The sequence below is a fragment of the Bradyrhizobium sp. 18BD genome, assembly GCF_054185225.1.
In genome coordinates this window covers 386,833-410,678 of sequence record NZ_JAVAYL010000004.1, presented here as the reverse complement: position 1 = coordinate 410,678, position 23,846 = coordinate 386,833, and the positions used below count along the sequence as shown (strand labels likewise).

Genomic DNA, 23,846 nt, shown 5'->3' with positions numbered 1-23,846 from the left:
TCGAAGAACATTTCACAACGATACCGCGCCCCCATTTTTGAGCGCAGCGGTCGCTTTTCAAGATCGTGTTCGACGACGCGCGGTCCGCAATGCTCGATTTGGCTCTTCTGGGACATACGGTCAGCCCGAATGTCGGCTTTGCGCTAATGGCGCCGATGTCGAGACTGTCCGCGCTGCATTTGAAGCAGCGTGCCAGTGCGCCGAAGGAGATTTCCAGATGTACCGCCGGCAACTGGCCTTCACGAACTGATGACAACCTGGGAGCGGGGCCGTCGGTTGCCACCGCAAAACAAGAGCGGCCGATCCACATGCCTCTGAGGCGCGCCGCTGGAGGAGCCGAATTTCACGGAGCTGTCTGAGTCGCACACATCGTCGCCGAGAAGCAGCCCCTCGGTTGAATTCGCCGCCAACATTCCTGCGCCGACCCTAAAAGGTCGCCGGTTGGCATCGCACGGAGGCTGGCATTGAAACTTGCCGCCGCTACAGGAGCGGGAGACGGGTCCAACCGGGCAGAACGCTGCGTGCATACGCGCATTTTTGTTCTCCGCTAATCGTCCCATGGCACATTGCTAGCAGCGGAGGCGCCTCAGTCGCGCCTCCCTCGCCTGCCACCAGATCGCGGTGCTCGAGACCGGTGCGCTTCGGTTCGTTTTGTTTCTTCTTCGGCGGTCAAGCGATGTGCCGCTTCGATGCAAAGCTCTACCGCCTTTCGGAGGGACTTCGCGTAGAAATCCGCGCCGATGATCTCGTCATCCAGGCTCTCTTCATCCTCCGAGTCTTTGGACGAGCCCCATAGGCCGACAAGGAGTGTGGCGTGTGGCATTTTGCGACGCAGACGCCGAAGAAGGAAGCGTAGATGCACCGGACTTCCGCTTCCAAGGCAAGATACGCACACAATCCTTATGTTAGCTGTATCAAGCCCAAAGATGTTGGAAGTCGAGGCAGCTGTCGAAGGCTCGATGCAGGCGCCGATGCCATGTTTTTCGAGAAGCTGCGCGATCATGTTCGCCGTCGCTTCGTCAAGAGGATCTCGCGCGCCGATGCACAATACAGGCTTTCCGTCTCGCCAATCGGATCTTGACGTTCCAGTCGGCACAACGGGCGGCGATAGACCGGGAGCGTCGACCAGCTCGATTTCAAGTGTGTTGGAGTCAGGGAGGTCCTTGCTGCTCTTGATTGGTGGAGCGCCGTCATCGTGATCGGAAAGATCGTCGATAAGGCCGTCGACAGCTTCCTTAATCCGGTGGAGGCGGTCCAGGTCCAGAGCGCCGCGTCGCGCGTCAGAGCGCGCCAGCAGCAACCCTGGAATTGCAATCTCGTCGTAGTAGGCGCAGAGGGATTTCTCCTTCATGAACTTCTCGGCTTGGTCCGCGGCCTCGTCGGGATCACCGGCCAGCATACGTTGAAAAAAATTCTGCTCTGGCGTGAGCGCCGGCTGATCACCTAGGATCACATCCAAGAACTCTAATCGCTCGACGTGCCGCCCCAATACCACCAGGCACACCGTAAGGGGTGTCGAAAGCAGAAGTCCAATCGGCCCCCATAACCAGGTCCAGAAGGCTGCAGCCACCACGCCAGCTACCGGCGAGAGCCCTGTGTTGTGGCCATACACCATGGGTTCCACAATTTGGCTGAGGATCGGTTCTACGATCACGAACAATGCCACCGTCCATAAGAACATGGACCACCCCGGATCAACCGCGATGGCAAGCGCCGCAGGAACCGCGGCAGCGATGAATGCGCCGATATAAGGAACGAAGCGCATTAGAGCCGCGAAAATGCCCCACAACACCGGGTTCGGAATGCCGATCACCGCAAGGCTGATCCCGATGACAATCCCGAATGTTGCGTTGATGCAGGTTTGCGTTAGGAAATACTGGCTCAGTCGCCGACCGGCATCGTCGATTGCTTCGGACGTGCGCCCCAAGTCCTGAGCGCCTGCGAGTCGGAAGATCTGCCAAACCGGGATTGCTGAACGCCGAATAGGCCGGCTTGTCGATCACGAGCGCCGGAGGGACGAACCGGGCCAGAGCCGGCACGAGTTCGAGGCCGAACGGCGGAATCCGGTTGCGCGTCGCTTCCCTCCAGCGCCGGAAGTAGCTCTGCCATCGTCCAGGGCGATCCTCCGGCTCCTCGGGCGTGATGAAGCGAGAGAACACGGTTCGCACCTTGTAGCGTGATGCTACGTCCGTGATCGCAGGTAAAACCCGGTCCATCCAGGGCGTTTCCCAGAGGCCGCCGGGGGCGAAGATGTTCTGCATGTCGATGCAGAGGTGAACCGCACCCCGGATGTCGGGGATTTCCGACTTGCTGTCCCTCATCGTCCTCCGCCGTCGAATGCACCACTTGCCCCCCGGGATTCCAATGAGATGGCTCAGGTTCCGTTCCGAGCAGCCGCATGGAACCAAGCGATTGGCCGACCGTTGGGCGCTAATGGCGAGCGGAAACGGGCGCGCTCGCGCCAGCAGGCTTGACTTCTCAGCTCGGCCTCCGCCGCAGGGGAAACGACATGGCAGATGCCGCAAATCAAATTCCCGACTGCATTCCGATCAATCTCATCGTCAATGGTAACAGGCGCACGCTTGATCTCGTACCCTGGACCACGCTGCTCGACGCGCTGCGTGACCATCTTGCGCTGACCGGCACCAAGAAGGGCTGCGATCACGGTCAGTGCGGCGCCTGCACCGTGCTGGTCGATGGCCGGCGGGTCAATTCCTGCCTGACGCTCGCCGTCATGAAGGACGGCGCGGAGATCACGACCATCGAAGGACTTGCCAGGGATGGCGCGCTGCATCCCTTGCAGCAGGCCTTCATCGACCACGACGCCTTCCAATGCGGCTATTGCACGCCGGGACAGATTTGTTCGGCGGCCGGTTTGCTCGCCGAAGGTCGCGCCGGGGATGCTGACGAGATCCGGGAGCTGATGAGCGGAAATCTCTGCCGCTGCGGCGCCTATCCCAACATCGTCGCCGCCATCCAGCAGGCAGTGGGGCGGCCATGATCAACTTCCAGTACTCCCGCGCCGCCGACGTCGTCGATGCGATCCTCCTGCTCACCGCCCATCCCGGTGCCAAGCTCATCGCCGGCGGCACCAATTTGATCGACCTGATGAAGGAGAACGTCGAGCAGCCGTCCCAGCTGATCGACATCTCTCGCCTGCCGCTCCGCAAGATCGAGGAAACGGCTGACGGAGGCCTGCGCATCGGCGCCTTGGTGTCGAACTCCGATCTTGCCTACCATCCGCTCATCGAGCAGCGCTACCCGCTGGTCGCCAGCGCCGTTCTGGCCGGTGCTTCGGCGCAATTGCGCAACATGGCCTCCGTCGGCGGCAATCTGATGCAGCGAACGCGTTGCGCCTATTTTTATGATACGGCAACGCCCTGCAACAAGCGAACTCCGGGCAGCGGCTGCTCGGCGATCGACGGCCTCAACCGCAACCATGCGATCCTCGGCACGAGCGCCGCCTGCATCGCGACCAATCCGTCCGACATGAGCGTGGCGCTGGCTGCGCTCGGCGCGCTCGTGCACATCGCAGGCCCATCCGGTAAGCGGACGATGGCATTGACCGATTTCCATCGGCTCCCCGGCGATACGCCTCATATCGATACCAATCTCGGCGCCGGCGAGATCATCACCGCGATCGAATTGCCGCCGCGCGGCTTTGCCCATAACTACAGCTATCTGAAAATCCGCGACCGCCTGTCTTATGCCTTCGCGCTCGTCTCGGTCGCTGCCGCGCTCGAACTCGATGGCAACGCGATCAGAGAGGCACGCGTGGCACTCGGCGGCGTGGCTCACAAGCCCTGGCGCAGCTTTGACGCCGAAGCGGCGCTACGCGGCCAGGCGGCAACAGTGGAGCATTTCTCGCACGCTGCGGATCTCCTGCTGCAGGGCGCCAAAGCCCATGCGCATAACGGCTTCAAAGTCGAACTCGCGCGCCGCGCCATTGTCCGCACGCTGTTGCAGGCCGCAAACGCCACACCGCAATCACAGGCTCATAAGAAAATCGCGTGAGGAACCGATGAATGCCTATGTCGGAACAGCAACGTCTCGCGTCGACGGCCGGGCCAAGGTCACCGGAGCGGCCAAGTATGCCGGCGAATTCACGGTGGACGGGCTCGTCCATGGCTTCGTCGTCGCGACCACCATACCACGCGGGCGCATCGCCCGACTCGACACCAGCGAGGCGCTGAAGGTCACGGGCGTCCTCGACGTGCTCACCCATGCGCATCGCCCGCCGCTCGCCGACAAGGACGAGGCCTGGAAGGACGAGGTGGCGCCGGACGAAGGCTCGCCGTTCCGTCCGCTCTACGACGACAGCATCAAATTCAACGGCCAGCCGATCGCGCTGGTCGTGGCGAAGGACTTCGAAACCGCGAAATTCGCCGCGATGCTGGTGCGCGTCGAATATCAGCAGGAGCCGGCGTTTGCGACCGATCTCGAAGCCGGGCGAAACAAGGCGACCGAGGTGAAAAAGCCGCACGAGCCGCGCGGCGATGCCCCAAGCGCGCTTGCAGGATCGGCTGTGCGGCACGAGGCGGACTACTTCATTCCGACTGAGCATCACAATCCGATGGAGCTCTATGCAACCACGGTCGTCTGGGAAGGCAACGGCAGGCTCACCGTCCACGACAAGACGCAAGGCGTCCAGAACGTCCACAAATTCCTGTGTAGCGTATTCGGCAAGCAGGCGGATGACATCCGCGTGCTCTCGCCCTATGTCGGCGGCGCCTTCGGCTCCGGCCTGCGGCCGCAATACCAAGTGGTGCTGGCAACGCTTGGCGCCCTCGCACTGAAGCGCTCCGTTCGCGTCGTGCTGACGCGGCAGCAGATGTACGGGCTCGGTCACCGGCCGGCGACAATCGAGCACGTCGGGCTCGGCGCCAAGCCTGACGCCACGCTCGAGGCGGTCACGCACGAGGCCACCGCCATCACCTCACGCTACGAGGATTTCTCGCGCAACGACAGCGGCTGGGCGGAACAGCTCTACAAGAGCCCGAACAGCCGCTATTGCCACAGGCTCGTGCGCCTCGACGTCTCCACGCCCTGCGACATGCGCGCGCCCGGTGCCGCTTCAGGGGTCTGCGCGCTCGAATGCGCCATGGACGAGCTGGCCGTCGCGCTAAAGCTCGACCCCATCGAACTGCGGCTGAAGTGCTACTCGGATCGCGACCAGGGCGAAGACCTGCCCTACACCAGCAAGCAGCTGCGCGAATGCTACGCCCGCGGCGCAGAGGCTTTCGGCTGGAGCAGGCGCAATCCCACGCCGCGCGCGATGCGCGATGGCAAGGAGCTGGTCGGCTGGGGCATGGCGACAGGCGTCTGGGAGGCACTTCAGATGCCGGTCGCAGCCCGCATCGTGCTGACCGCGAACGGCCATGCAGAGGTGTCCTGCGCGGCGTCCGATATCGGCACCGGCACCTACACCATCGTGGCCCAAGTGGCAGCCGACGCTCTCGGCCTGCCAATCGAGAACATCGAAGTGAAGCTAGCCGACTCGACCTTGCCGCAAGCCCCCGTCGAGGGCGGTTCTTGGATGGCCGCATCGAGCGCGCATGCCGTGCTGGGAGCAGCCGAAGACATTCGCCAGGAGCTCGCGCGTCTTGCCGGCGCGATGGCCGGCTCGCCGCTCGCTGATATCGATGCGGCCGATGTTATTCTCGTCGACGGCACGATCGCCAGCAATAGCAAGAAGAGCCGTGCGGTCCCGATCGCGGATGCGATGCGGTACGGCAAGCTCGAAAGGATCGAGAAGCAGAAGCTCAATCACTTCGCTGAGGACAATTCGCACGCACGCAACACGCATTCAGCGGTGTTCGCCGAGGTGAAAGTCGATGAGCAGCTCGGTGTCATCCGCGTTACGCGAGTCGTGAGCGCCGTCGCGGCCGGGCGGATCCTCAACACCAAGACCGGCCGCAGCCAGATCATGGGCGGCGTGGTCTGGGGGATCGGGATGGCCCTGCATGAGGAGACGTTGACGGATCACCGCTTCGGCCGGATCATGAACGCCAATATCGCCGAGTACCACATCCCCGTGAATGCCGACATTCACGACATCGATGTGATCTTCGTCGAAGAGCGCGACGACCGCATCAACAGGCTTGGTGTCAAAGGCCTCGGCGAGATCGGCATCGTCGGCGTTCCGGCGGCGATCGCGAACGCCGTCTATCACGCGACCGGAAAGCGCATCCGCCGCTTCCCGATCACGCTCGACAAGCTCCTCGCCTGATGCGCGAGATCAGTGTTCACGCATCGAGGCTTGTCGCATATCCATGCGTCGAGCCAGCCGGCGGGGCCGATTGCGGAGGTTGAGTCGGGTCAATACCAAACCTAACCTCCTCGCGGTAGGGACGCGAGTTACCTCGCGCCCCCGCACAGATCCGTACGTGCGGCTTTCCCGCATACGGCTCCCACTCGGGTATCGACGGCGATCAGTTGCCGTTTGCGAGCGAACTCCTGTGATACGCGTCTCTAGCGTTGAATCCAGTGCGTGCTTCATTGGCCCACATTCCCTTTGGTCCGCCGGCGGGACCTCCATCCCATCATAAATCTTCGTCGATGTCCGGTTCGCCCCGACACCGACCTCCTTTATGCAACTGCAGCAATGTAACGATGGGCCAACAGCAGACTCCTGAGCTGCAAACAATTAGCCTTTCTATTCGATAACCTCGTCGGCGGCTGCAAGCAGCGTTGGCGGCACTGTGAGGCCGAGCGTCCTGGCGGTTTTGAGGTTGATGGCAAGTGAAAATCTTGTCGGTTGCTGCACCGGAAGATGGGCAGGCTTTTCGCCCTTGAGAACGCGATCAATGTAGTTTGCCGCGTCCAGGAACTGGCCGGTCACTTCGATGCCGTACGAGAGGAGGCCGCCCGCTGTCACGAAGAATTTGAAGCCGTAGACGGAAGGCATCCGGTAGGCAGTTGCCAACCTGACGATGAGTTGCCTGTTGGACGATGTAACAGTGTCTCCCGGGATTATGAGGCCGCCGTTGTCCTCGTTCCCCAAGGCCTTCAGAGCCAGCTCGATGATCGAGGGGTCACTCACCACGACTTTGCTGGTTTCGACCGAGAACTTCGGTGCCGCCTTCTCCGCCGAAAGGGCAATCGCATCACTGGACGACGAGTTTCCAACCATCACCGACACGCGCTTGACGCCAGGCGCGATCTGCTTGAGCAGATCGACGAACTTAGCGCCTTCCACCGGCTGATTGGTAAAGCCCGTCATATTTCCGCCGGGGCGCGCAAGACTTGCGACGAACCCCGATCCGACCGGGTCGGTGACAGTCGTGAACACAACGGGGACGTTGCGGTTAAGCTCCAGCAAAACTCGCGCCGCCGGGTTGGCATTAGCAAACATCAAGTCCGGCGACATCTTGAGCAGCTCTGTTGCGGCGGTCCGGGCGATCTCGGTTTGGCCCCGATACCAGCGGTAGTCGATCCTGACGTTGCGGCCTACGGTCCACCCAAGTTTATTAAGGCGCTCCTCGAACGCCGTGATCCGGGCCTGAGACTCCGGATCATCTTCCGAGGTCACCAGAAGTACGCCGATCCGGCGCATCTGCTGGGCGCGGGCGGCAAGGGCCATGTCGCAGCCGCGCCGCCGATCACCGCGATGAATTTTCGTCGTTTCATTCCCGCTTCCAATCTGGATCCCTTTGCCTAAGCAGTTTGCCGTGTAAGTCCGAGTCGCCGTTCCGAGATGGGCGACAACGGAAGTGCTGGCCTAGTCAATCACCTCGTCGCTTGATCGCGGTAGAACAGCGACCACATCGCAAGCCTATTCAGTTTGTGTAATCGATCCTGGGAATATCATTCTGGTCGCGCTTCGAGTTTTTGAGTTGACGCTAAAGTGCGGCAGGCGCGGAAGCCTAGGGACGGGTTAAGGGACAAGCTTAAGGACGCGACACTTGCCCCAGATTGGTGGTGGTTACTTCGAGGATCCGGAGACCTCACTCCAGAGAGGAGCGAGAAGCGCTGCGCGACGCCCCACCAGAAATTCAATCTCGTTGAACGAGAGCCGTGGGCGCAAGCGGCGTGCTTCGTTGAGGGCTGCAACGGCCTCCTCGTTCCTGCCAAGTCCTGCCGCTATGACCGCCAGCACGACCCTAGCGACATAAAATTGTGGATCGCGGCGGCAGGCTGTCCGGATCTCCTCGTGCGCTTCCTTGATCTGGCGATGCCTCGCCAAAGCCAGGGCGTAGAAAGTTCCCCAGAAGCCTAACCGATGATCGCGGGGGCTGAGCCGAATTCCGTGCTGGAGCTTCTCCAGTCCCGCAGGATCCATCGTCTCGAAAAAGCATTGCGCTGTCCCAAGCGCGACCCACGCCTGTGCATTGCTGGGATCGTTCTCGATCGCCCGCTCCAGCAGCTCGGTGCCGCGTTGCGCATCGCCCAGTTCTGCCAGGGCGCAGCCGGCATAACCCAGGATCTCGGACGCATCGTGCTCGATCGCCACCGCCCGTTCGGCCTCGGAGCGCGCCTCCGTCACGGCGGCGGCGCTGTCTGCGACGAGGCCAAGCCGCGCGCCCAACGAGAGAAAAAGGGCGAGCTGGGCGCGCGCGAGCGCAAAATCAGGATCCAGATTCGTCGCTTGACGTAACAGCGCGGCGGCCTGCCTCAACGTTTCTTCACTCCAACCTTTGAGGCTGATCATCCCCGCGCCTTCACGGAAGCATGACCAGGCGTTCGGGTTGACGTCGCGCCGACGCCTGATCAGGGCAATTTCAGCACGAACGAGTTCCGGTTCGATCCGGCTGGCGATCGCGCGCACAATTTGATCCTGCAGTTCAAGGACGTTTTCGGCTTGCCCATCGAACCGGTCGGCCCAGAGCTGCGCGCCGGTTGTCGCTTCGATCAGCTGCGCGCCGACACGAAGCTGGGCGCCGGCGGGCCTCACGCTGCCCTCGATGATATAGCGGACCCCAAGCTCGTGACCGATCTGGCGGCTATCGACCTGGCGGCCCTGATAAGCAAAGGCGGATTGCCGGGCGATGACAATGAAGCCGGGAATCCGGGCCAACATCGTGAGCAAATCCTCGCTCATTGCCTCCGTCAGGAATTTGAACTCACGCTCCTCGGACAAGCAGGTGAAAGGCAGCACCGCAATGGAGGGTTTGTCGATGATTGCCGGCGGACGGCCAATCTCGACGGACGATTTTATCTGCTCTGCCGAAGATGCGTTCGCATCAATTTGGCAACGCCATGCGCGCATCGGTTCGGCAATGTTCTTCAAGGCCTGCGGCCCCATATCGTCGAAAACGATATCGACCTTGCCGCGAATTTGCCGATGCGCGTCGTCGGAGATGCAGACGCCTCCGGGTTCGGCAATGCCTTCGAGTCGAGCCGCGATGTTGACGCCATCGCCGAAAATGTCGTTCTCATCAAGAATGATATCGCCGACGTGAATGCCGATGCGGAATTCGATCCCGGCCCCCTTTGCACCGTCGGCCTTTTGCGCGGCCATCTTGCGCTGGATCTCGACCGCGCTTCGCGCTGCATCGACAGCACTGGCAAACTCGACGAGCATGCCATCGCCCGTGGTTTTGACGATGCGGCCACGATGTGCGGCGATGGTGGGATCGACAAATTCCCTTCTGATCGTCTTCAGCCGTGCCAGCGTGCCTTCCTCATCGGCACCCATAAGGCGGCTATATCCGGCAACATCAGCAGCCAGGACAGCTGCCAGGCGCCGGTCTACGCGCTCGATGGTCAAGGAAATACCTCATATTCGCAATTTCAGCGTAGCGCATCAAAGCACATCGGCCGGCCGCCCTGCTAGACCCGACTTCCGAGTTGGATCGGAAGGAGCGGTCCGGCACGATCCTTCTCAGATCCGAACGGCCCCCTCCTCGGCAAGGTGACGTTGTTATCTCCCAACGGCTCTTTGGCAACGGGCCAACCGCAACAAAGGCAATGCCATTCAACGACCCGCGAGCCGCGCTTCGTGGTTCAACGGCATCGCTGAGGTAATTGCCTGGGGCGCCAATTTGCCCCAAGCCGGAACGCAATGAAGCAAAAAGTGGCGCGCGTTGCACATTTACAACCCGCATAGTCATTCGAGATAGTAAGCTGGTCGATCAGAATAACTGAAAGCTAATTTCGTGTTTACTTCGATATGATCAGCGGGACGAAAAGTGTTTGATGTCTATCGCAATGGGAAGAGCGACTTGCTCGTTCTAAGCACAGGCTCCGCGATACCCGGAGCTTACTCTGCAAATAAGTGGCGCAAGAGCAGAAAAAGAATTTTCAGAGTCAGCGACGAGATTAAGTCAGCCGTGCAGAGGCAAGGCTACTACGTGCGCAACTTGCGAGACACCAAGCAACGCATGTCCCGATCGTCTTTCCCAACCATCTCCAGAGGTCGGTAACGCGCGGGTCCCGGATCTCGACATCTGGTCACAAGGCTTGGTTGAACGCATCAGTGGTGGCCGGAGGCTGCCGCCTGGTACGCTGATCGAGTTCGGACCGGCCGGTCGTGGATCTGACCGGCCTCCGGAGGCCCTGTGTCCTCATCGACCGCTTCCGAGCCGGCTTGAAAGGGCACGTGCTCTCGTCGCGGCGTTCGAAAGTGCCGGAGAAGCATACCAGCGCAGCATTCCTATCGCGAGGGAAGCCGGTAAACCTCACCGGGCTGGAGGTCGACCTCTTCGAACATCCTTTGCTGCTTTTCAGATAAGACGGCCGGTAGGATGTGTGCCGTCCAGCCTTCTGGTACGGACGCGAGGACCAGCGTCACCGCCTGGCTTGGCTTGGCGAAAGCAAGCCATATTTCCGTCGATCCCGAGTCCGAGGTTACCTCGACGATGGTAAACTCTTTGCAGAACGACTCTGCCATGAAGGGTCAACCAGTCCCCGATGCAGCAGTTTCTAACTTAGAGCGGCTCACTCGGGCGGCTTCAATCCTGGCGATCGCAGCCAATTGCTCATGTGCGAACCGGTCTCACATTGCCGGGCCTTCCGGATGACCTGTTCCCGTGCGGGCCCGTGCGGAAGCAGTCTCGCTTCCTCGCGCAAACGCTGAGCCTCTTCGGCAAGGCGCTCTTCCAGAGATCGAGTCTGTTTGAAACGACGCCGCTTCGTCATGGCGCTGCTCTCTTGTTCGAGGAGGGCGGGAGCGCTACCGGCGTTCTCATCACAGATAGCAGCCAAGGTCCGGGCTGTGATGGCCGACCGTGCGCCGGTGCCGGTCGCCCCGCAAGGAGTATCTTTCACAACCTTGTCGGAACTCTTCAGAAATGGCTCAAGAGATGTAAGCGGCTCAAACTAAGGATTCAGCGGCACTTGGATCAATTCGGCCGTTGACATGAAATCGTCGCGGCCCCCAGCGCCACGCTGCGCGGACGGTCAACAGCCCATTTTCGTTTGTGTACGGTTTAGCCACATATTAGCCTAGTGGGAAACCTTCCGGGGCGAGAGGCCCGATGAATCTCGAAGACTTGTACCGGCTTCTGCGCAGCGAACACGTCCAGGCGGCAAGGGATCGTCGACACCCTCGAGGAACCCCTCCTTGTGCTTGACCAGGGGGATGTGTTCTGACAGCCAACCGCGGTTTCTACGAAACCTTCAGGGTTGGCCCTCGCCATTTTGAAATGATGGGGGGTTAGCTGCCGGAACCAAAGAGGCTTAACCTATGTTAATGTCTGCATGGGGAGGTGTCCTATGGCCGGCGAGTATACAGACTGGCTGGCAAAGACGATTGCCGCCAGGATCGAGCGGATCAAGGCCGCCAACGAATTGACTAACGAGCAACCGCGAAAGTCCTACCTGCAACTAGGACTCTCCGAGGCTCTGCTTCAACTCACGGTCCCGAAAGTCTGGCGTCCTGATCCGCCGAAGGAATAATGCGGCTCATCATATGTTGTAGGTAGCGAGCGTCTACCTTGGACTTAGGAACCTCATTTCAGCCGAGGCCCGCTCGTGTTCGAGACTAGGGACGCTGAGCCATCGCCACCGCCTCCGCGACAAGGGCCACCGTGTCCCAAGTGCAGCGGGCCCTCGCGGTACGCCACATCCATCTTCGACGTGAAGAACGACAGAATCGTGCCGATCTATCGATGTGGCGACTGCCACGAAGAAGTGTGGCTGTGAAGCTCATAGGCGAATATCTTGAACGTTCCGCCCAGTTCGAGCGGTTGGCAACTTGGGCTGCTGCGCATCGCCTTGCCGATGATGGAAGAGCGAGCTCAGGAGAGCCGGCGTGGGAACGATGGCGCGCCTGACTTCAACCGCCACGGTCAAGAACGCGCCGTATGCCGAGTGCGACGAGAGGCTAGGCGGAGGTCTTTAGAGAATCGGGACGCTTGCGGAGAAACGCCAGCACCATGATCTCGTCGCACGTGAGCTTGGCGTACTGGCGCTTGAACTTTTGCGCGATCTTGGCTTCAATCATCTTCATGAGGTCACCGGACATGTAAGCGTCCAGGACTTCCGGATGCACGTAGCACTTGCGGCAGATTGCCGGTGTGTTGCCGAGCTGCTTCGAGACGCTCTCAATCGCGGCGACGACGTTGCGCTTCGCCTCGGTCTGGCTATCGTACTTCTTCAATTCGGCCAGGGCCAAAGCTGCCAAAACCGTCCCCGCCCAAGTGCGGAAATCCTTCGCGCTGAAGTCCTCACCCGTGATGTCCTTGATGTAGGCATTGACGTCGCCGGAATCCACGGTGCGCGGCTGTCCGTCGTCGTCCAGGTACTTGAAGAGCTCGTGTCCCGGTATCTCAGCGCAGCGCTTCACAATCGCGGCTATGCGCTTATCCTCGACGCGGAGCTTCCACTGCTTGCCTGACTTGCCCGTGAAGTCGAACCGAAGGACGCCCCGGCCAACCGCAACGTGCTTGCGGCGCATGGTGGTCAGTCCGTAAGACTTGTTTTTCTCGGCGTATTCCGCGTTGCCGACCCGGATCAAAGTCTTCTCAAGCAGGCTGACGATCGTCGCCAGCACCTTCTCGCGGGGCAGCCCGTCCAGCTTCATGTCGGCGGCGACCCGCCCCCGCAGGGCGGGCAGCGCGGCCGCGAACTGGATGATGTGCTCGTACTTGTTCTGGTCGCGCAGCTCGCGCCATTTCGCGTGGTAGCAGTACTGCTTGCGACCCCGCGCATCGAGCCCAGTTGCCTGGATGTGGCCGTTCGGCGATGGGCAGATCCACACGGACTCGTAGGCCGGCGGGATGCCGATCGATTTGATGCGTCGGATGATAGTGGCATCGGTGATGCGCTTGCCGTCCTTGTCGTAGTAGCTGAAGGTGGTTCCGGTCCGCTTGCGCGTGTAGCCCGGCGCAGAGTCGCTGACGTACCGGAGGCTTTCTTCCGCGATGGTGGCCGCGACCTCGGCGGTGCGATCCAGAATCTGATCTTCGTTGCTGGTCTGTCGGAGCATGGGCCGGTCCTTCGGAAGCACCCTGGGGTGAGGCTCCGCTCTTTTCCAAGGGATGAAGATACCGGTTGGTTCCAGTCTGAAGGTCGGTGGTGCGATGTGTAACTGGCTGGCAGCGCCGATATCGAGACCTTAGATGAGATGCGGCCGGTTCCTTTGGTAAAGCGCTACGCAGTCGATGGAGACGGCATGGCTCAACTTCAGACAATCGACACAAAGTTCACGGACACGTTCCTCCCAGTCAGTCTTTGCGAAGGCCGCTATGTCCCAATATTCGCTCGATGTATTGCGTCAGCGCTATGTCCTCGAAAAAAGACCGCTCGAGGCCACGGTCGAGCAGATCTTGCGGGCCGACACCCGCGCGGGAGCCCGTGCCATCCTGGCGTCAATCGATAAGCGCCGCTTCGAAAATAGGTCCGAAGGGCAGCGTCTCCGCAAAATGGTCCGCTTCGAGACCTCTCTTTGGGAGAAGGGCCATCATGCCGTGGCGGGCGTGGATGAGGCTGGAATGAGTCCGCTCGCCGGGCCGGTCTCTGCTGGCGCTGTGATCCTGAAACCCGGCACGCGGATAGTCGGGATCGACGACTCGAAAAAACTCGACGCTGCCGCTCGCGAGGAACTCGCGAAGGAGATCAAGGAAAAGGCAGAGAGTTGGTGTGTGGCGTTCGTCGAGGTCGAGGAGATCGACGCGATCAACATCTATTGGGCAGGCATCCAGGCTATGCAGCGTGCGGTCCGGGGGCTGGGGTTGAAGCCGCAGCACTTGCTGATCGATGCGAAGCGGTTGAAGGAAATCGAGATCCCTCAGCAGGCTATCATCAAGGGCGACGCCAAGTCCGCCAGCATCGCCGCCGCCTCCATCCTCGCGAAAGTCGAGCGCGATACCGTGATGCGAGCGCTCGACCTGCGACACCCCGGCTATGGCTTCGCGGATCACAAGGGCTACCCGGTGCCGGCTCATTATGAAGCGCTCGCCAAACTAGGCGCATGCGCAGCTCACCGGCGGTCATTTGGACCCGTTCGTAAGGCTCTCGGGTTGCCGCCCCTGCCGCCGTGGCCTTCCGCATCCGAACGCGCCGCCGGCTGAACTCCAGGTCGTACGTTTCGGCTGGCCTGCATTATTTTCGCGACCAGCTCTTTTCGCGAACGACGTCCTTCGCGTTTTTGTCGGAGCGCAGCCCGAGATAGACCGGCTGGCGCAGCTCGCCCTTGCTGGTCCACTCCGCGAACTTCACTTCCGCGACCAATGAAGGACGCACCCAGGTCGTGACCCGCTCGTCCTTCACCTTGGCAGGAAAAGGCGACTTGGCTGTCTTGAGCGTCACGAGCTTGCCGTAAAGCTCTTCGAGAACTTGGTGGCTGAAGCCGGTGCCGACGTGGCCTATGTACCGCCACGCATCGCCTTCGCGTACCGCCAGCACGAGGGCGCCGAAGAACGGCCGGGCTCGCCTCGGCGCCGTGAAGCCGGCGATCACGACTTCCTGTCGCTGTGCGGTCTTCACCTTGAGCCAGTCCGCGGTCCGGCCTCCAGATGCATACGCGCTGTCGGCGCGCTTCGCCATGATCCCTTCGAGGCCTTTCTTCTCGGCCTCCGCGAAGAACTTTTTGCCGTCGGCTTTTCGGTGCCGGCTGAATGCGATCAGTCTGTGGCGTGGCAGGATGGCCTCGAGTCGCTGCTTGCGTTCGAGGAGGGGCAGCCTACGCAGGTCCTCCCCGTCTACGAACATGAGGTCGATCACGCAATACAAAAGCTTAGCCTCGCGGCGCAGGGCGTTTTGAAGCAGTTGGAAATGGGATACACCGTCTTTCCCGATCGCGACGAGCTCGCCTTCGATCACGGCGTCGCCCTTGACCCTTTCGAGGGCCTGTGCAACCTCCACATACGAATGGCTGATGATCTTGCCGTTGCGGCTGTACAAGGCCACCCTGCCCCCGCGGATCTCAGAGACCATCCGGAATCCGTCGTACTTGTCCTCAAACACCCAATGAGGATCGTCGAAGGGGGCATCGGTGAGCGTCGCCAGCATCGGCTGCAGGCGCTTAGGCAGCGTTGACTCTCGGCTCATTTCGAAGCCGACTGTCGATCGAGAACTCTCTCGGTGCTGCCGGGACGGAATACCCCGAACACACGCGTCCGAACCGAAACGAACGCTTTCCAGAGTTTCGCGAACCAAGGGATCATGAGCAGCTTCGGCTTCACGATGACGAAGAGCCGCTCGACCACCAGAAGGCTGAATGCGTAGCACGCCACGATCATCGCCGTCCCGGTGATCCAGTGCCCCTCTCCTGCCACGGCTACCGCCACGAGCTTCAGGGGCTCTACGGTAGCTGTCGGGAGCGCCAACAAGAAAAGCGACGGGTAGGGGCCGAGGCCTCCGATGGACCTTCTTAAGCTCATGCGATGCTCCTCCGAGGAAGAACGACAGCAGCCTGCCGGTTGTTCCTCGTAGCGGAACATACGTCGCTTGATCTCTTTCCATCCGTGCGGGGGCTTGAGAAGGACTGGATGCGCGCCGCCATCGAACACCACAGCGAAGTCAAGGACGCAGCGCCGCCCTTGGAAAACGAGGTGACCGCCGGGCGTGGCAGCCCCCGGTCCAGAGACAAGGGACCACGATAGGCAAAGTGCATGTCGTCCGTATCTCGAAGCGTGTGATGCCTCGCGTCTCATGGATGTTTTGCCACTCCGCTCTATCGGGTCAGCGGGCCGCGCCCCCTTCAACCTTCGCAACTTCCAAGCTTTGCTTGGTCCAGCACTTCGCGTTCCGCGCGTAGCCAGAACTCGGCATCTCTACCGTGTGGCCGCCCCGCACGCTCCCAAAGCTCGTACGCGCGTCGCCTGGTCTCGTGTTCCAGGCTCTCAAGTTTCAGTCTGCAAACTCTGCGGCTGATCTCACGAGCGAACTCTTCGAGGCGCTTCGCGGTCGCCTGATCGGTTATGAGCGCGGCCGCGCGACGAGCCAACCGAAGCTGATGTTCAAGCCGCCGAAGTTCGGACAGGTGGTCAATCAACGCACTCTGCATAGACCGTGATGGCCTCAGGATTGTCCGACGTCTTAAGCTCGTGGCTGAGGCTTTCCTCCTTCAGGCGTTGCTCCGCCTCGTACCAGAACTCATCTATTCGGCCCTCCGGCTTACCAGCTTCCTCCCAAAGCTTGTAGGCGCGGGCACGTACGTCATCTAAATCAACTTGGGTCATATTGCTTCATCCTCCCTTGCTGTACGTCAGCTGCCAAACGTACTGGCCGCCGGGACCAGAACTCCAAATTGCGAAAGCAACCTGTTTGGCGGTGCGGAGTTCCCCAGCCGGCAAAACCAAGACAGGTAGGTAACTGATCGCCACAGGGCCGCGCGGCTGGGGTTCGCCTGTCGACCGGACGACCCTGGTGTATCGACCATAGGAACGATGGTCCAAGGGAAGACTTGGCTCTGCATGCGTTTCCGACGCATAGGCTCTCCGACGCCGGCCGACTTTCAAGCCAACCGAGTTCAAGCCTGGTCTCCGGATACGTAGTCGGTCGCACCAATTTAGAGGGCCCTTTGAAAAGCTCGCGTTGCGCGCTCTGAGCTGAAAACTGATCTGCTCGATCGTCCGTCGCGCGACCGGCGCGTCGCAGAATTCACGGCACGCAAACCGGCCGGCCAAGATCCCATCGACCGCAACGACATCTCCCTCACCCGTGCCGGTGGCGACGCCTTCCCCGACCGGACATCGTCGTACGGCTGGGATCCATCTCGGCCTCCTCGGCTAGGAGCAGGCAGGGCTCAGTTCGGCCAGGTAGAGCCAAGGATGATCGAGCAGAAGTTCTGACGGACATAGTTCATGTCCTTCAGCGCGAGGACGTCGGCCTTCACGTTTCCGAACGTCGTCAGCGGCTTCTTGATGATGCCATTGGCGAAGTGATCGATGATATTCTCCTTGAAGTTTGCCTCGCGCGGATGATGGACGCAGACATGGTCGCGCTGTTCATGCGTGAAGTCGTGATAGGCGATGCCGAGCACGTCCATCTCCACGCCGGCGGTCACCAGCGCGATCGTCGGGCGCATATGCTCGGGGATTCCGGGCGTGGTATGGAGCGCGATCGCGGTCCACACGTCCTCGATGTCACGCTCGGGCACGCCGTAGCTTTTCATGAATTTGCGGGCGGCATTGGCGCCATCGACCTCGAAGCGCAGATCGGGGCTCGAATATTTCTCGGTCAGACCCATGTCGTGAAACATGGCGCCGAGGTAAAGCAGCTCCGGATCGTATTTCAGCTCGCGGCGCTCGCCGGTCAGCGCGCCCCAAAGAAAGACGCGGCGACTGTGGTTATAGAGCAGGTCGTCTTCGGTATCGCGCACCAGCTGCGTGGCGGCGCGCGCGATAGCGCTGTCAGGCACGCGGATGCCGGCGATGATCTCGGACATGGAGCAATCTCCTCGATTGAATAGTGGGCTGCTTGCTTGCCGGGATTAGGCAACAGACCCCAGTACCGGACAACGAGCGGGATGCTATGGATCAGGACAGCCGTCCGTCGTTTCCTGACAACAGGCCCGTCGGCGCCTTCGCGCCAGCAGGAGACAGCCCTTTCGTCCTTGGCTCGCGAGCTATTCCGGTTCCGCCCGCCGGAAGCTGGCGCGGTATTGGACAGGGGTCACGCCGAGACGGGTGCTGAAGACAATCCTCATCCGATCCGCCGATCCGAAGCCGCAATCGAAGGCAATGGCCTTCAGCGGTCGATCGCTTCCTTCCAGCATCATGCGCGCGGCATCAATACGGGCGCGCTCGATGAATTCGTGCGGTGTGGTCCCGGTCACCTGCACGAAATGCCGGGCCAGATTCCGGGCGCTCATGCCGACGACCGCGGCCAGCGACTCCAGGGTATGGCGATCGCCAATGTTGGCCATGACATGGTCCTGGATGCGCGCGATCGGCGATTCCGGATCGGCAGGCGCGGTGAGATAGGGACTGAACTGCGATTGTCCGCCCTGGCGCTGGGCAACCACGACCAGCCGCTTGGCGACTTTGAGTGCCGTTTCGGCACCGTGCCGCTGCCCGACGAGTGCCAAGCCGAGATCTATCCCCGCAGTCACACCGGCCGCGGTGATCAGCCGTCCATCGCGGACATAGATCAAATCAGGCTCGACTTTTGCCTTCGGAAACCTGGCCGCCAGCGCCTGTGCATCCTGCCAATGCGTTGTGACACGCCGATCGTCGAGAAGGCCGGCATAGCCGAGCACAAAAGCTCCTGTGCAGATCGATCCATAAAGGCTCGAGCGCCAAGGCAGCTCCTTGACCCACTGAAGCAGGCACGGTTCGGGCTCCGCTTCTGGTGGCGTCGGAGTGCCGGCCACCAGAACGACGTCGAAGCCGCCCGCCGCCTCTTCGAAGGTCAGGTCGGCGACCATGCGGATCCCGTTCGACGCGCGCAGCGGATTGCGATGAGCAGCAACCAAGGCGGTTTCGTAGCGATCCGCGCTGCCGAGAAACGTGTTCGCCTCGCTGAACACATCCATCGGGCCCGCCACGTCCAGGGCCTGGACCCCCTCACAGACGACGATCGCGACTGCTTGTACCGGCACCTGCTACAGCCTCTCCACCCTGGAGCCTTATTATGCAGGTAGTCCGGACTCTGTAAAAGGCCTGGCGGGATCCGGGAGGCAACGGAACGAACATCCGCACATCCGGATCAACCAGGGGTTATGGACTTCTATTGATCGATATTGCTCTCCCGGCGGCCAACCAGGCGGCGCATGCAGGTCCAAAAAAGATCGTCACGGCGACAGCCGCATTTGTCGCGCCGTTATTGTGATCCCGGCATCTTGTCTGGCATGGTCAAGGGCTCGTCCTTGGAATCGACAACGAAGACGGCCAGTAAGCTGGCGGGCTCCTTGTCGCTCGCGTTCTCACTGATCCTGTGATGTGAACCGGGCATTTCGTAAAAGCTTTCGCCTGGGTGATAGATCTTCGCGGGTTCGTCGCCGACTTGACTACGGATGACCCCGGACAGCACATAGGCGTAGATAAAAGCTGATGCTGCGTGGCGATGAGGGAGCGATTTGGCTCCGGGAGGATAAGTCACCGTGACAGCAACCAGCTTCTTTCCTTCGATATTCGGCAGTGCGTGCGCGAAGGCGACTTTCACCTGCTCCCGGCCCTGCGCGATCGCTGGCGAAGCTCCCAGAGCGATCGCTGCTGCTAACAGCGGGACGGCGGCAGCTCGCGTTGCTCTCCTCAGCGCGTTTGCTGCCGTCTCGCAAGAGATCGACAGAGCACTAATTCCAAAGACAAATCCCTTGATTGACGTCATCGCTACTCTCCTCACGAGGCCACTTAAACTATGGAATCCGGGAAGGGCGAAGCAGCGATCAAGTCGCAGGCATTGGGGCTCTTGAATCCCGGGATGAAACGTTCGCAGACGGCGGCATTGACGGTGCCATACGTCGTCGCCGGCTTGTGCGCAAAGCCGGCGAAATACTCCTGAATGAAGCCTTCTTTGAAATTTGTTCGCGGGTACTTGGCGACGATTTCCTCGCGCAACTCCGCGGGAAACTGATCGAAGCCCACCCCGGTGACATCGAGAAGTACGCCGGAGTTGAGGAGCGCCACTTCGGGTCCCATATGCTTCGGGATGCCGGGGGTGGTATGCAGCGCAATTGCTTCCCAGACGGTCTGTACCTGATCTTCAGCGATGTTGTGGGTGCTAAGAAACTGTCGGGCGGCATTTGCACCATCGACCTCGAAGCGCTCGTCTGGGCTCGAGAACTTCTTGATCAGGCCGAAATCGTGAAATGCGGCGGCGACGTAAAGGAGCTCACGGTCGAAGCGCTGATTCCTCTGACGGCCCTGCTCGGCAGCGAACAGGTAGACGCGGATCGAGTGATTGAACAGCAGATGGGTGGAATGCTCGCGCAGGATGTCCGTCGCCTCTTTCGCGAGCAAGGAATCGGGAATGACGAGAGCCTGGGCGAGATTTCGGGTTGTCATTGTTGCGTCCTCTCAAGTTACTGTGGGGCTTGGCTGCGCGTTGCGCGCGAGCGCAACGACGAAATCATGCTGATCAACTCGCTCCGACGGCGAGCACGATCTTTCCTTTCGGCTGAGGCCGCACGCGTTCCAGCATCAAATGAGCCTCGCGCGCATCCGCGAGGGGCAAGACTGCCCCGACGTTTGTTCGTAGTTTTCCACCATCGATGAAGCGAGCGATCTCCGTCAGATATTGGCTCGTGACGTTGACCAGAAAGAAGGCGGCTTCAACACCGTAGCGCTTTGCAAGATCCTGATCCGGGCGGGATACTGCCGAAATCAGCTTGCCGCCGCGACGAAGGACCCGGAACGAGCGGCTTTGGGTTTCGCCACCGACCAGATCAATCACAGCGTCGGCGTCCCGAACTTCTTCCTCGAAGCGCTGCGTCCGGTAGTCGATCACCGTGTTTGCGCCCAGATTGCGCAGGATGGAAATATCGCCCATCGATGCGGTTGCGACAGTTCGCAGACCAGCATGATGGGCCAGTTGAACCGCATAGGATCCAACGTTGCCGGCCGCACCGTGAATGACCACCGTTTGACCCGCTTTGAGTTGGGCGTGATCAAACAACGCCTGCCATGCCGTCACGGCAACGACAGGAACGGACGCGGCTTCAACGTGGGTTAACGAGGTCGGCTTGTTCGAGACCATGCCCGCGGACGCTAGAGCGTATTCGGCGTAGGCCCCGACAAACTGCGGATTCGTAACACCATAAACCTGATCTCCGACACGCAGTTCGGAAGCCCCAGATCCCATCGCGACGATTTCACCAGAGAGATCCGAGCCCAGCGTGAGGGGGAGCGGTTGCGGCAAAGCGCTCTTGCCGGACCTGATCCAGCCATCCCATGGGCCAACTCCAGCAGCCGCGACTTTGACCAGGACCTCGCCAGGACCTGGCTCGGGTCGCGGCACGGGTTCGAACTTCATAACCTCTGGCGGCCCAAACTCGTGCACGCGCCAGGCCATCATTGTTGAATGGGTTCGCTCTTCATCAAGTCGAGGAACGATGCTGCTGGAGGTCATCTCATGCTCCTTGCGCTTAGTTCGTCATGCTTGCCGTCGACCGTTCGGGGCGATTGATGGGACGGGCTTATCCGTATGTCGCAAGGACTCGTGCCCCAGACAACGAGCACGATCCCGCGGATCAGGACAGCCGTACGTCGTATCCTGACAAAGGCCTGTCGCGCCTTCGCGGCAATAGAGGCGCTTTCGTCGCCAGATGATTCTGGATCTATTCCGATTCCACTCTGCAGAAGCTGCCGCGATATTACGTCCAAGCGGGTGCTCAGAGGCTTACACCGAGGGTGGAAATCCCACGATAGTTGCTCGCGCGCATTCGCAGGCTATGGCTGAAGAACGTCACGGCAGGACCCCCAGCTTACGTTATCGGCCGGGGCAGCTCCCCTCCTCGGGTTCGCGCCGCGCTCAGCGCGCCTCCTGAAACCTAGACTCGTTCCGATCGAGAAGATTGGCTAGGCCCCTCCCCTGCGCCTCACGTCGTATCACTGGCGCACCCTTGAACGTCCAGCTTCTCCATCTATATACCATCCACCCGGATGGAAATAGGATGGAGGCCATGGCTAGTAACGTCCGCGAAATCCGACCAAAGCCGTCGGACTCGGAAAAAATCACGATCAATCTTGGCTTCGTTGATCTCGGTCAGGTCGACTTGATGGTCCAGGAAGGATTCTACTCGAACCGGACCGATTTCATCCGAACGGCAATCCGCAACCAGCTCGAACGCCATGCCGACGTGGTCAAGCAGTCCACGGTCCGAAAGAGTTTGGACCTCGGGCTTCGGCACTACAGCCGCGAGGATCTCGATGCGGCGCGGCGGGCCGGTGAAATGCTGCACATCAATGTTTTGGGGCTTGCCACCATCGCCCCAGACGTGACCCCCGAACTCGCTCGCGCGACGATTGCCTCGGTCTCCGTGTTGGGGGCCCTGCACGCCAGTCCCGCCGTCAAATCCGCTCTCGCCGACAGAACGAGGTAAAGCCATGCTGAAATTGGACATCGTTCGCGAAGCCACACGCCTCACGCGTTCGGGCCAGTTCGTCGAGGCCACGGCGCTGCTCCAACGCATGCTTCGGGGTGAGCACACACCGGACATCGCCGCCCCCACCACACAACGCTTTACCGCGACAAAAAGAAAGCCGCCGATCATCGACGCCAAGCCAGACGTCACCGCGACGAGAAGTCCGCGTCGCACGGTCCGTCCGCCGTTGGATCTCGCCAAGAACCTCCCTGGGCTTGGCCTCGGAGGGCCGCTGCGGCGCGCCCCGCCGTCCATGGCGGACATCGTCCCGGACCGCACTCGCTTCGTCGAAGGCAGCTACGGCAACGCCGCGGGAAGCCGCACGTACCGGCTCTTCATCCCCAGCGGCTATCATGGACAGGCCATTCCGCTGGTGATCATGCTGCACGGTTGCACGCAGTCGCCGGAGGATTTCGCCGCGGGCACGCGGATGAACTTCATCGCCGAAGAACAGACCTGCTTCGTGGCCTATCCCGCACAGCGGGCCGAAGCAAACCATGCGAAATGCTGGAATTGGTTTCGTCCAGCCGACCAGCAGCGCGGCGGCGGCGAACCCTCGCTCATCGCCGGCATCACCCGCCAGATCATGCGCGACCATTCTGTCGATCCGCAACGCGTCTACATCGCCGGGCTCTCGGCCGGAGCTGCGGCTGCCGCCGTGATGGCATCGACGTACGGCGATCTGTACGCGGCAGTCGGCATCCATTCCGGACTTGCCTGCGGGGCCGCCACCGATCTGCCCTCGGCGCTAATGGCCATGAAGCAAGGCGGCGGGCCCGAGGCGATGCCGGGCAAGGGTCCGCCCGTCCCGACGATCGTCTTTCATGGCGACCGCGACAACACGGTGCATTCGAAAAACGGTGATCGAATCGTCCGGCAGTCCATCGGTGGGACGAGCACGACGGCGAAGGTGCAGCGCGGACGGGTGCCAGGAGGGCATGCCTACACTCGCACGGTCCATGTCGACGCCGGCGGACGCGGAGTCCTGGAGCACTGGGAGATCCACGGAGCCGGACACGCATGGTCGGGGGGCAGCCCCGCCGGCTCCTACACCGATCCGGACGGACCGGACGCAGCGAGAGAAATGCTGCGCTTCTTCCTCGAGCATTAGCTCCTACAGGGGCGGAATCGAGGTGGCATCCGCTATCATCTCGGTGATGGGAAGCAGAGCTCGCAATCGTTCTCCATCGAACGGGAGCCCGCTGGCGCTATCAGGTCTTCGGCTTCTGTTCCGCTGCAGCCTCTCGAGCGATCCGCTCCGACTTCAGGCGCTCCCGGTTTGCATGGAATGCCTGTTGGTCGCGTTCATGCTCGGAGACCGGTGCCTCCGCGCGCGTGTCGCGAAACACCTTCTGGGCCTCCCGTTGGGCCGCGGTCGGCGTCATCCGGTCTGATGTGCGATTGTTCATTGCTCCCTCCTTCGGGCGCAAACGGT

At 61.1% G+C, this 23,846-nt stretch carries 24 protein-coding genes and 1 pseudogene; 8 read left to right on the top strand and 17 right to left on the bottom strand.

Features of this window, described 5'->3' with window-relative positions:
- Positions 1-586: 586 nt before the first annotated feature.
- Positions 587-1,927 (bottom strand): AI-2E family transporter, encoded by a 1,341-nt coding sequence (locus tag RAD16_RS10380; protein WP_458157758.1) that lies wholly within the window; start codon positions 1,925-1,927, stop codon positions 587-589.
- A gap of 34 nt (positions 1,928-1,961) precedes the next feature.
- Positions 1,962-2,321, bottom strand: a pseudogene (locus tag RAD16_RS10375) (cysteine hydrolase family protein); the annotation flags it as partial.
- Between the two features lie 188 nt (positions 2,322-2,509).
- On the opposite strand from RAD16_RS10375, the gene RAD16_RS10370 reads away from it, so the two are divergent.
- Genes RAD16_RS10370 through RAD16_RS10360 form a run of 3 tightly spaced genes read left to right on the top strand, consistent with a single transcriptional unit; the run spans position 2,510 to position 6,229 of the window.
- On the top strand, positions 2,510-3,001 hold the full coding sequence (locus tag RAD16_RS10370; protein WP_458157757.1) for a (2Fe-2S)-binding protein: 492 nt from the start codon (positions 2,510-2,512) through the stop codon (positions 2,999-3,001).
- On the top strand, positions 2,998-4,014 hold the full coding sequence (locus RAD16_RS10365; RefSeq protein WP_458157756.1) for an FAD binding domain-containing protein: 1,017 nt from the start codon (positions 2,998-3,000) through the stop codon (positions 4,012-4,014). The genes RAD16_RS10370 and RAD16_RS10365 overlap by 4 nt, the downstream gene beginning before the upstream one ends.
- A 7-nt stretch (positions 4,015-4,021) precedes the next feature.
- Complete coding sequence (locus RAD16_RS10360) at positions 4,022-6,229, top strand: xanthine dehydrogenase family protein molybdopterin-binding subunit (RefSeq protein ID WP_458157755.1); 2,208 nt, start codon at positions 4,022-4,024, stop codon at positions 6,227-6,229.
- 426 nt (positions 6,230-6,655) lie between these two features.
- Here the strand turns inward: RAD16_RS10360 and RAD16_RS10355 are convergent, their stop codons facing one another.
- Together RAD16_RS10355 and RAD16_RS10350 are read right to left on the bottom strand one after the other, a co-directional pair.
- Positions 6,656-7,582, bottom strand: coding sequence for an ABC transporter substrate-binding protein (locus RAD16_RS10355; protein WP_458157754.1), 927 nt, complete (start codon positions 7,580-7,582; stop codon positions 6,656-6,658).
- A 342-nt stretch (positions 7,583-7,924) separates the two neighbouring features.
- Positions 7,925-9,709: an adenylate/guanylate cyclase domain-containing protein gene (locus tag RAD16_RS10350; RefSeq protein WP_458157753.1), complete on the bottom strand. Its 1,785-nt coding sequence runs from the start codon at positions 9,707-9,709 to the stop codon at positions 7,925-7,927.
- A 421-nt stretch (positions 9,710-10,130) separates the two neighbouring features.
- On the opposite strand from RAD16_RS10350, the gene RAD16_RS10345 reads away from it, so the two are divergent.
- On the top strand, positions 10,131-10,364 hold the full coding sequence (locus RAD16_RS10345; protein WP_458157752.1) for a hypothetical protein: 234 nt from the start codon (positions 10,131-10,133) through the stop codon (positions 10,362-10,364).
- A gap of 230 nt (positions 10,365-10,594) precedes the next feature.
- Here RAD16_RS10345 and RAD16_RS10340 read toward each other — a convergent pair whose 3' ends face one another.
- On the bottom strand, positions 10,595-10,831 hold the full coding sequence (locus tag RAD16_RS10340) for a hypothetical protein (protein WP_458157751.1): 237 nt from the start codon (positions 10,829-10,831) through the stop codon (positions 10,595-10,597).
- Between the two features lie 47 nt (positions 10,832-10,878).
- On the bottom strand, positions 10,879-11,079 hold the full coding sequence (locus tag RAD16_RS10335) for a hypothetical protein (protein WP_458157750.1): 201 nt from the start codon (positions 11,077-11,079) through the stop codon (positions 10,879-10,881).
- Between the two features lie 576 nt (positions 11,080-11,655).
- Between RAD16_RS10335 and RAD16_RS10330 the strand changes: the two genes are divergently transcribed.
- On the top strand, positions 11,656-11,838 hold the full coding sequence (locus tag RAD16_RS10330; protein ID WP_458157749.1) for a hypothetical protein: 183 nt from the start codon (positions 11,656-11,658) through the stop codon (positions 11,836-11,838).
- Positions 11,839-12,265: 427 nt separating this feature from the next.
- Here the strand turns inward: RAD16_RS10330 and RAD16_RS10325 are convergent, their stop codons facing one another.
- A complete protein-coding gene (locus RAD16_RS10325; RefSeq protein ID WP_458157748.1) occupies positions 12,266-13,369 on the bottom strand; it encodes a DNA topoisomerase IB in 1,104 nt (367 codons plus the stop codon).
- Between the two features lie 259 nt (positions 13,370-13,628).
- Between RAD16_RS10325 and RAD16_RS10320 the strand changes: the two genes are divergently transcribed.
- The gene (locus RAD16_RS10320; protein WP_458157747.1) at positions 13,629-14,453 is read left to right on the top strand and encodes a ribonuclease HII; all 825 of its coding nucleotides are present in this window, start codon (positions 13,629-13,631) and stop codon (positions 14,451-14,453) included.
- 31 nt (positions 14,454-14,484) lie between these two features.
- On the opposite strand, the gene ligD is transcribed toward RAD16_RS10320, so the two are convergent.
- The 9 genes from ligD to RAD16_RS10275 form a co-directional block, all read right to left on the bottom strand.
- Positions 14,485-15,432 carry a non-homologous end-joining DNA ligase gene (gene ligD, locus RAD16_RS10315; protein WP_458157746.1) on the bottom strand — a complete coding sequence of 316 codons (948 nt, stop codon included), beginning with the start codon at positions 15,430-15,432 and terminating at the stop codon, positions 14,485-14,487.
- Entirely contained in the window at positions 15,429-15,764 is a 336-nt protein-coding gene (locus RAD16_RS10310; RefSeq protein ID WP_458157745.1) for a hypothetical protein, read from the bottom strand. Before RAD16_RS10310 ends, ligD begins: the two co-directional genes overlap by 4 nt.
- A 320-nt stretch (positions 15,765-16,084) precedes the next feature.
- The gene (locus RAD16_RS10305) at positions 16,085-16,390 is read right to left on the bottom strand and encodes a DUF2934 domain-containing protein (protein ID WP_458157744.1); all 306 of its coding nucleotides are present in this window, start codon (positions 16,388-16,390) and stop codon (positions 16,085-16,087) included.
- On the bottom strand, positions 16,371-16,565 hold the full coding sequence (locus RAD16_RS10300) for a DUF2934 domain-containing protein (RefSeq protein ID WP_458157743.1): 195 nt from the start codon (positions 16,563-16,565) through the stop codon (positions 16,371-16,373). The genes RAD16_RS10305 and RAD16_RS10300 overlap by 20 nt, the downstream gene beginning before the upstream one ends.
- A 566-nt stretch (positions 16,566-17,131) precedes the next feature.
- Positions 17,132-17,773: an HD domain-containing protein gene (locus RAD16_RS10295; protein ID WP_458157742.1), complete on the bottom strand. Its 642-nt coding sequence runs from the start codon at positions 17,771-17,773 to the stop codon at positions 17,132-17,134.
- Positions 17,774-17,953: 180 nt separating this feature from the next.
- Entirely contained in the window at positions 17,954-18,928 is a 975-nt protein-coding gene (locus RAD16_RS10290) for a GlxA family transcriptional regulator (RefSeq protein WP_458157741.1), read from the bottom strand.
- Positions 18,929-19,149: 221 nt separating this feature from the next.
- Entirely contained in the window at positions 19,150-19,656 is a 507-nt protein-coding gene (locus tag RAD16_RS10285) for a cupin domain-containing protein (protein WP_458157740.1), read from the bottom strand.
- 23 nt (positions 19,657-19,679) lie between these two features.
- The gene (locus RAD16_RS10280; RefSeq protein ID WP_458157739.1) at positions 19,680-20,333 is read right to left on the bottom strand and encodes an HD domain-containing protein; all 654 of its coding nucleotides are present in this window, start codon (positions 20,331-20,333) and stop codon (positions 19,680-19,682) included.
- 73 nt (positions 20,334-20,406) lie between these two features.
- The gene (locus tag RAD16_RS10275; RefSeq protein ID WP_458157737.1) at positions 20,407-21,396 is read right to left on the bottom strand and encodes an NADP-dependent oxidoreductase; all 990 of its coding nucleotides are present in this window, start codon (positions 21,394-21,396) and stop codon (positions 20,407-20,409) included.
- A gap of 553 nt (positions 21,397-21,949) precedes the next feature.
- Here RAD16_RS10275 and RAD16_RS10270 point away from each other — a divergent pair.
- Together RAD16_RS10270 and RAD16_RS10265 are read left to right on the top strand one after the other, a co-directional pair.
- A complete protein-coding gene (locus tag RAD16_RS10270) occupies positions 21,950-22,369 on the top strand; it encodes a CopG family transcriptional regulator (RefSeq protein WP_458157736.1) in 420 nt (139 codons plus the stop codon).
- A 4-nt stretch (positions 22,370-22,373) separates the two neighbouring features.
- Positions 22,374-23,522 (top strand): extracellular catalytic domain type 1 short-chain-length polyhydroxyalkanoate depolymerase, encoded by a 1,149-nt coding sequence (locus RAD16_RS10265; protein ID WP_458157735.1) that lies wholly within the window; start codon positions 22,374-22,376, stop codon positions 23,520-23,522.
- A gap of 100 nt (positions 23,523-23,622) precedes the next feature.
- On the opposite strand, the gene RAD16_RS10260 is transcribed toward RAD16_RS10265, so the two are convergent.
- On the bottom strand, positions 23,623-23,820 hold the full coding sequence (locus tag RAD16_RS10260; RefSeq protein WP_027559961.1) for a hypothetical protein: 198 nt from the start codon (positions 23,818-23,820) through the stop codon (positions 23,623-23,625).
- Between the last annotated feature and the right edge of the window lie 26 nt (positions 23,821-23,846).

Bases quoted from the DNA above. Each gene is read 5' to 3' on its own strand.
- RAD16_RS10260 (WP_027559961.1), bottom strand. From the start codon at position 23,820: ATGAACAATCGCACATCAGACCGGATGACGCCGACCGCGGCCCAACGG.
- RAD16_RS10360 (WP_458157755.1), top strand. From the start codon at position 4,022: ATGAATGCCTATGTCGGAACAGCAACGTCTCGCGTCGACGGCCGGGCC.
- RAD16_RS10330 (WP_458157749.1), top strand. From the start codon at position 11,656: ATGGCCGGCGAGTATACAGACTGGCTGGCAAAGACGATTGCCGCCAGG.
- RAD16_RS10275 (WP_458157737.1), bottom strand. From the start codon at position 21,396: ATGACCTCCAGCAGCATCGTTCCTCGACTTGATGAAGAGCGAACCCAT.
- RAD16_RS10340 (WP_458157751.1), bottom strand. From the start codon at position 10,831: ATGGCAGAGTCGTTCTGCAAAGAGTTTACCATCGTCGAGGTAACCTCG.
- ligD (WP_458157746.1), bottom strand. From the start codon at position 15,432: ATGAGCCGAGAGTCAACGCTGCCTAAGCGCCTGCAGCCGATGCTGGCG.
- RAD16_RS10365 (WP_458157756.1), top strand. From the start codon at position 2,998: ATGATCAACTTCCAGTACTCCCGCGCCGCCGACGTCGTCGATGCGATC.
- RAD16_RS10295 (WP_458157742.1), bottom strand. From the start codon at position 17,773: ATGTCCGAGATCATCGCCGGCATCCGCGTGCCTGACAGCGCTATCGCG.
- RAD16_RS10355 (WP_458157754.1), bottom strand. From the start codon at position 7,582: ATGGCCCTTGCCGCCCGCGCCCAGCAGATGCGCCGGATCGGCGTACTT.
- RAD16_RS10335 (WP_458157750.1), bottom strand. From the start codon at position 11,079: ATGACGAAGCGGCGTCGTTTCAAACAGACTCGATCTCTGGAAGAGCGC.
- RAD16_RS10265 (WP_458157735.1), top strand. From the start codon at position 22,374: ATGCTGAAATTGGACATCGTTCGCGAAGCCACACGCCTCACGCGTTCG.
- RAD16_RS10305 (WP_458157744.1), bottom strand. From the start codon at position 16,390: ATGCAGAGTGCGTTGATTGACCACCTGTCCGAACTTCGGCGGCTTGAA.
- RAD16_RS10280 (WP_458157739.1), bottom strand. From the start codon at position 20,333: ATGACAACCCGAAATCTCGCCCAGGCTCTCGTCATTCCCGATTCCTTG.
- RAD16_RS10325 (WP_458157748.1), bottom strand. From the start codon at position 13,369: ATGCTCCGACAGACCAGCAACGAAGATCAGATTCTGGATCGCACCGCC.
- RAD16_RS10270 (WP_458157736.1), top strand. From the start codon at position 21,950: ATGGCTAGTAACGTCCGCGAAATCCGACCAAAGCCGTCGGACTCGGAA.
- RAD16_RS10285 (WP_458157740.1), bottom strand. From the start codon at position 19,656: ATGACGTCAATCAAGGGATTTGTCTTTGGAATTAGTGCTCTGTCGATC.
- RAD16_RS10300 (WP_458157743.1), bottom strand. From the start codon at position 16,565: ATGACCCAAGTTGATTTAGATGACGTACGTGCCCGCGCCTACAAGCTT.
- RAD16_RS10320 (WP_458157747.1), top strand. From the start codon at position 13,629: ATGTCCCAATATTCGCTCGATGTATTGCGTCAGCGCTATGTCCTCGAA.
- RAD16_RS10370 (WP_458157757.1), top strand. From the start codon at position 2,510: ATGGCAGATGCCGCAAATCAAATTCCCGACTGCATTCCGATCAATCTC.
- RAD16_RS10310 (WP_458157745.1), bottom strand. From the start codon at position 15,764: ATGAGCTTAAGAAGGTCCATCGGAGGCCTCGGCCCCTACCCGTCGCTT.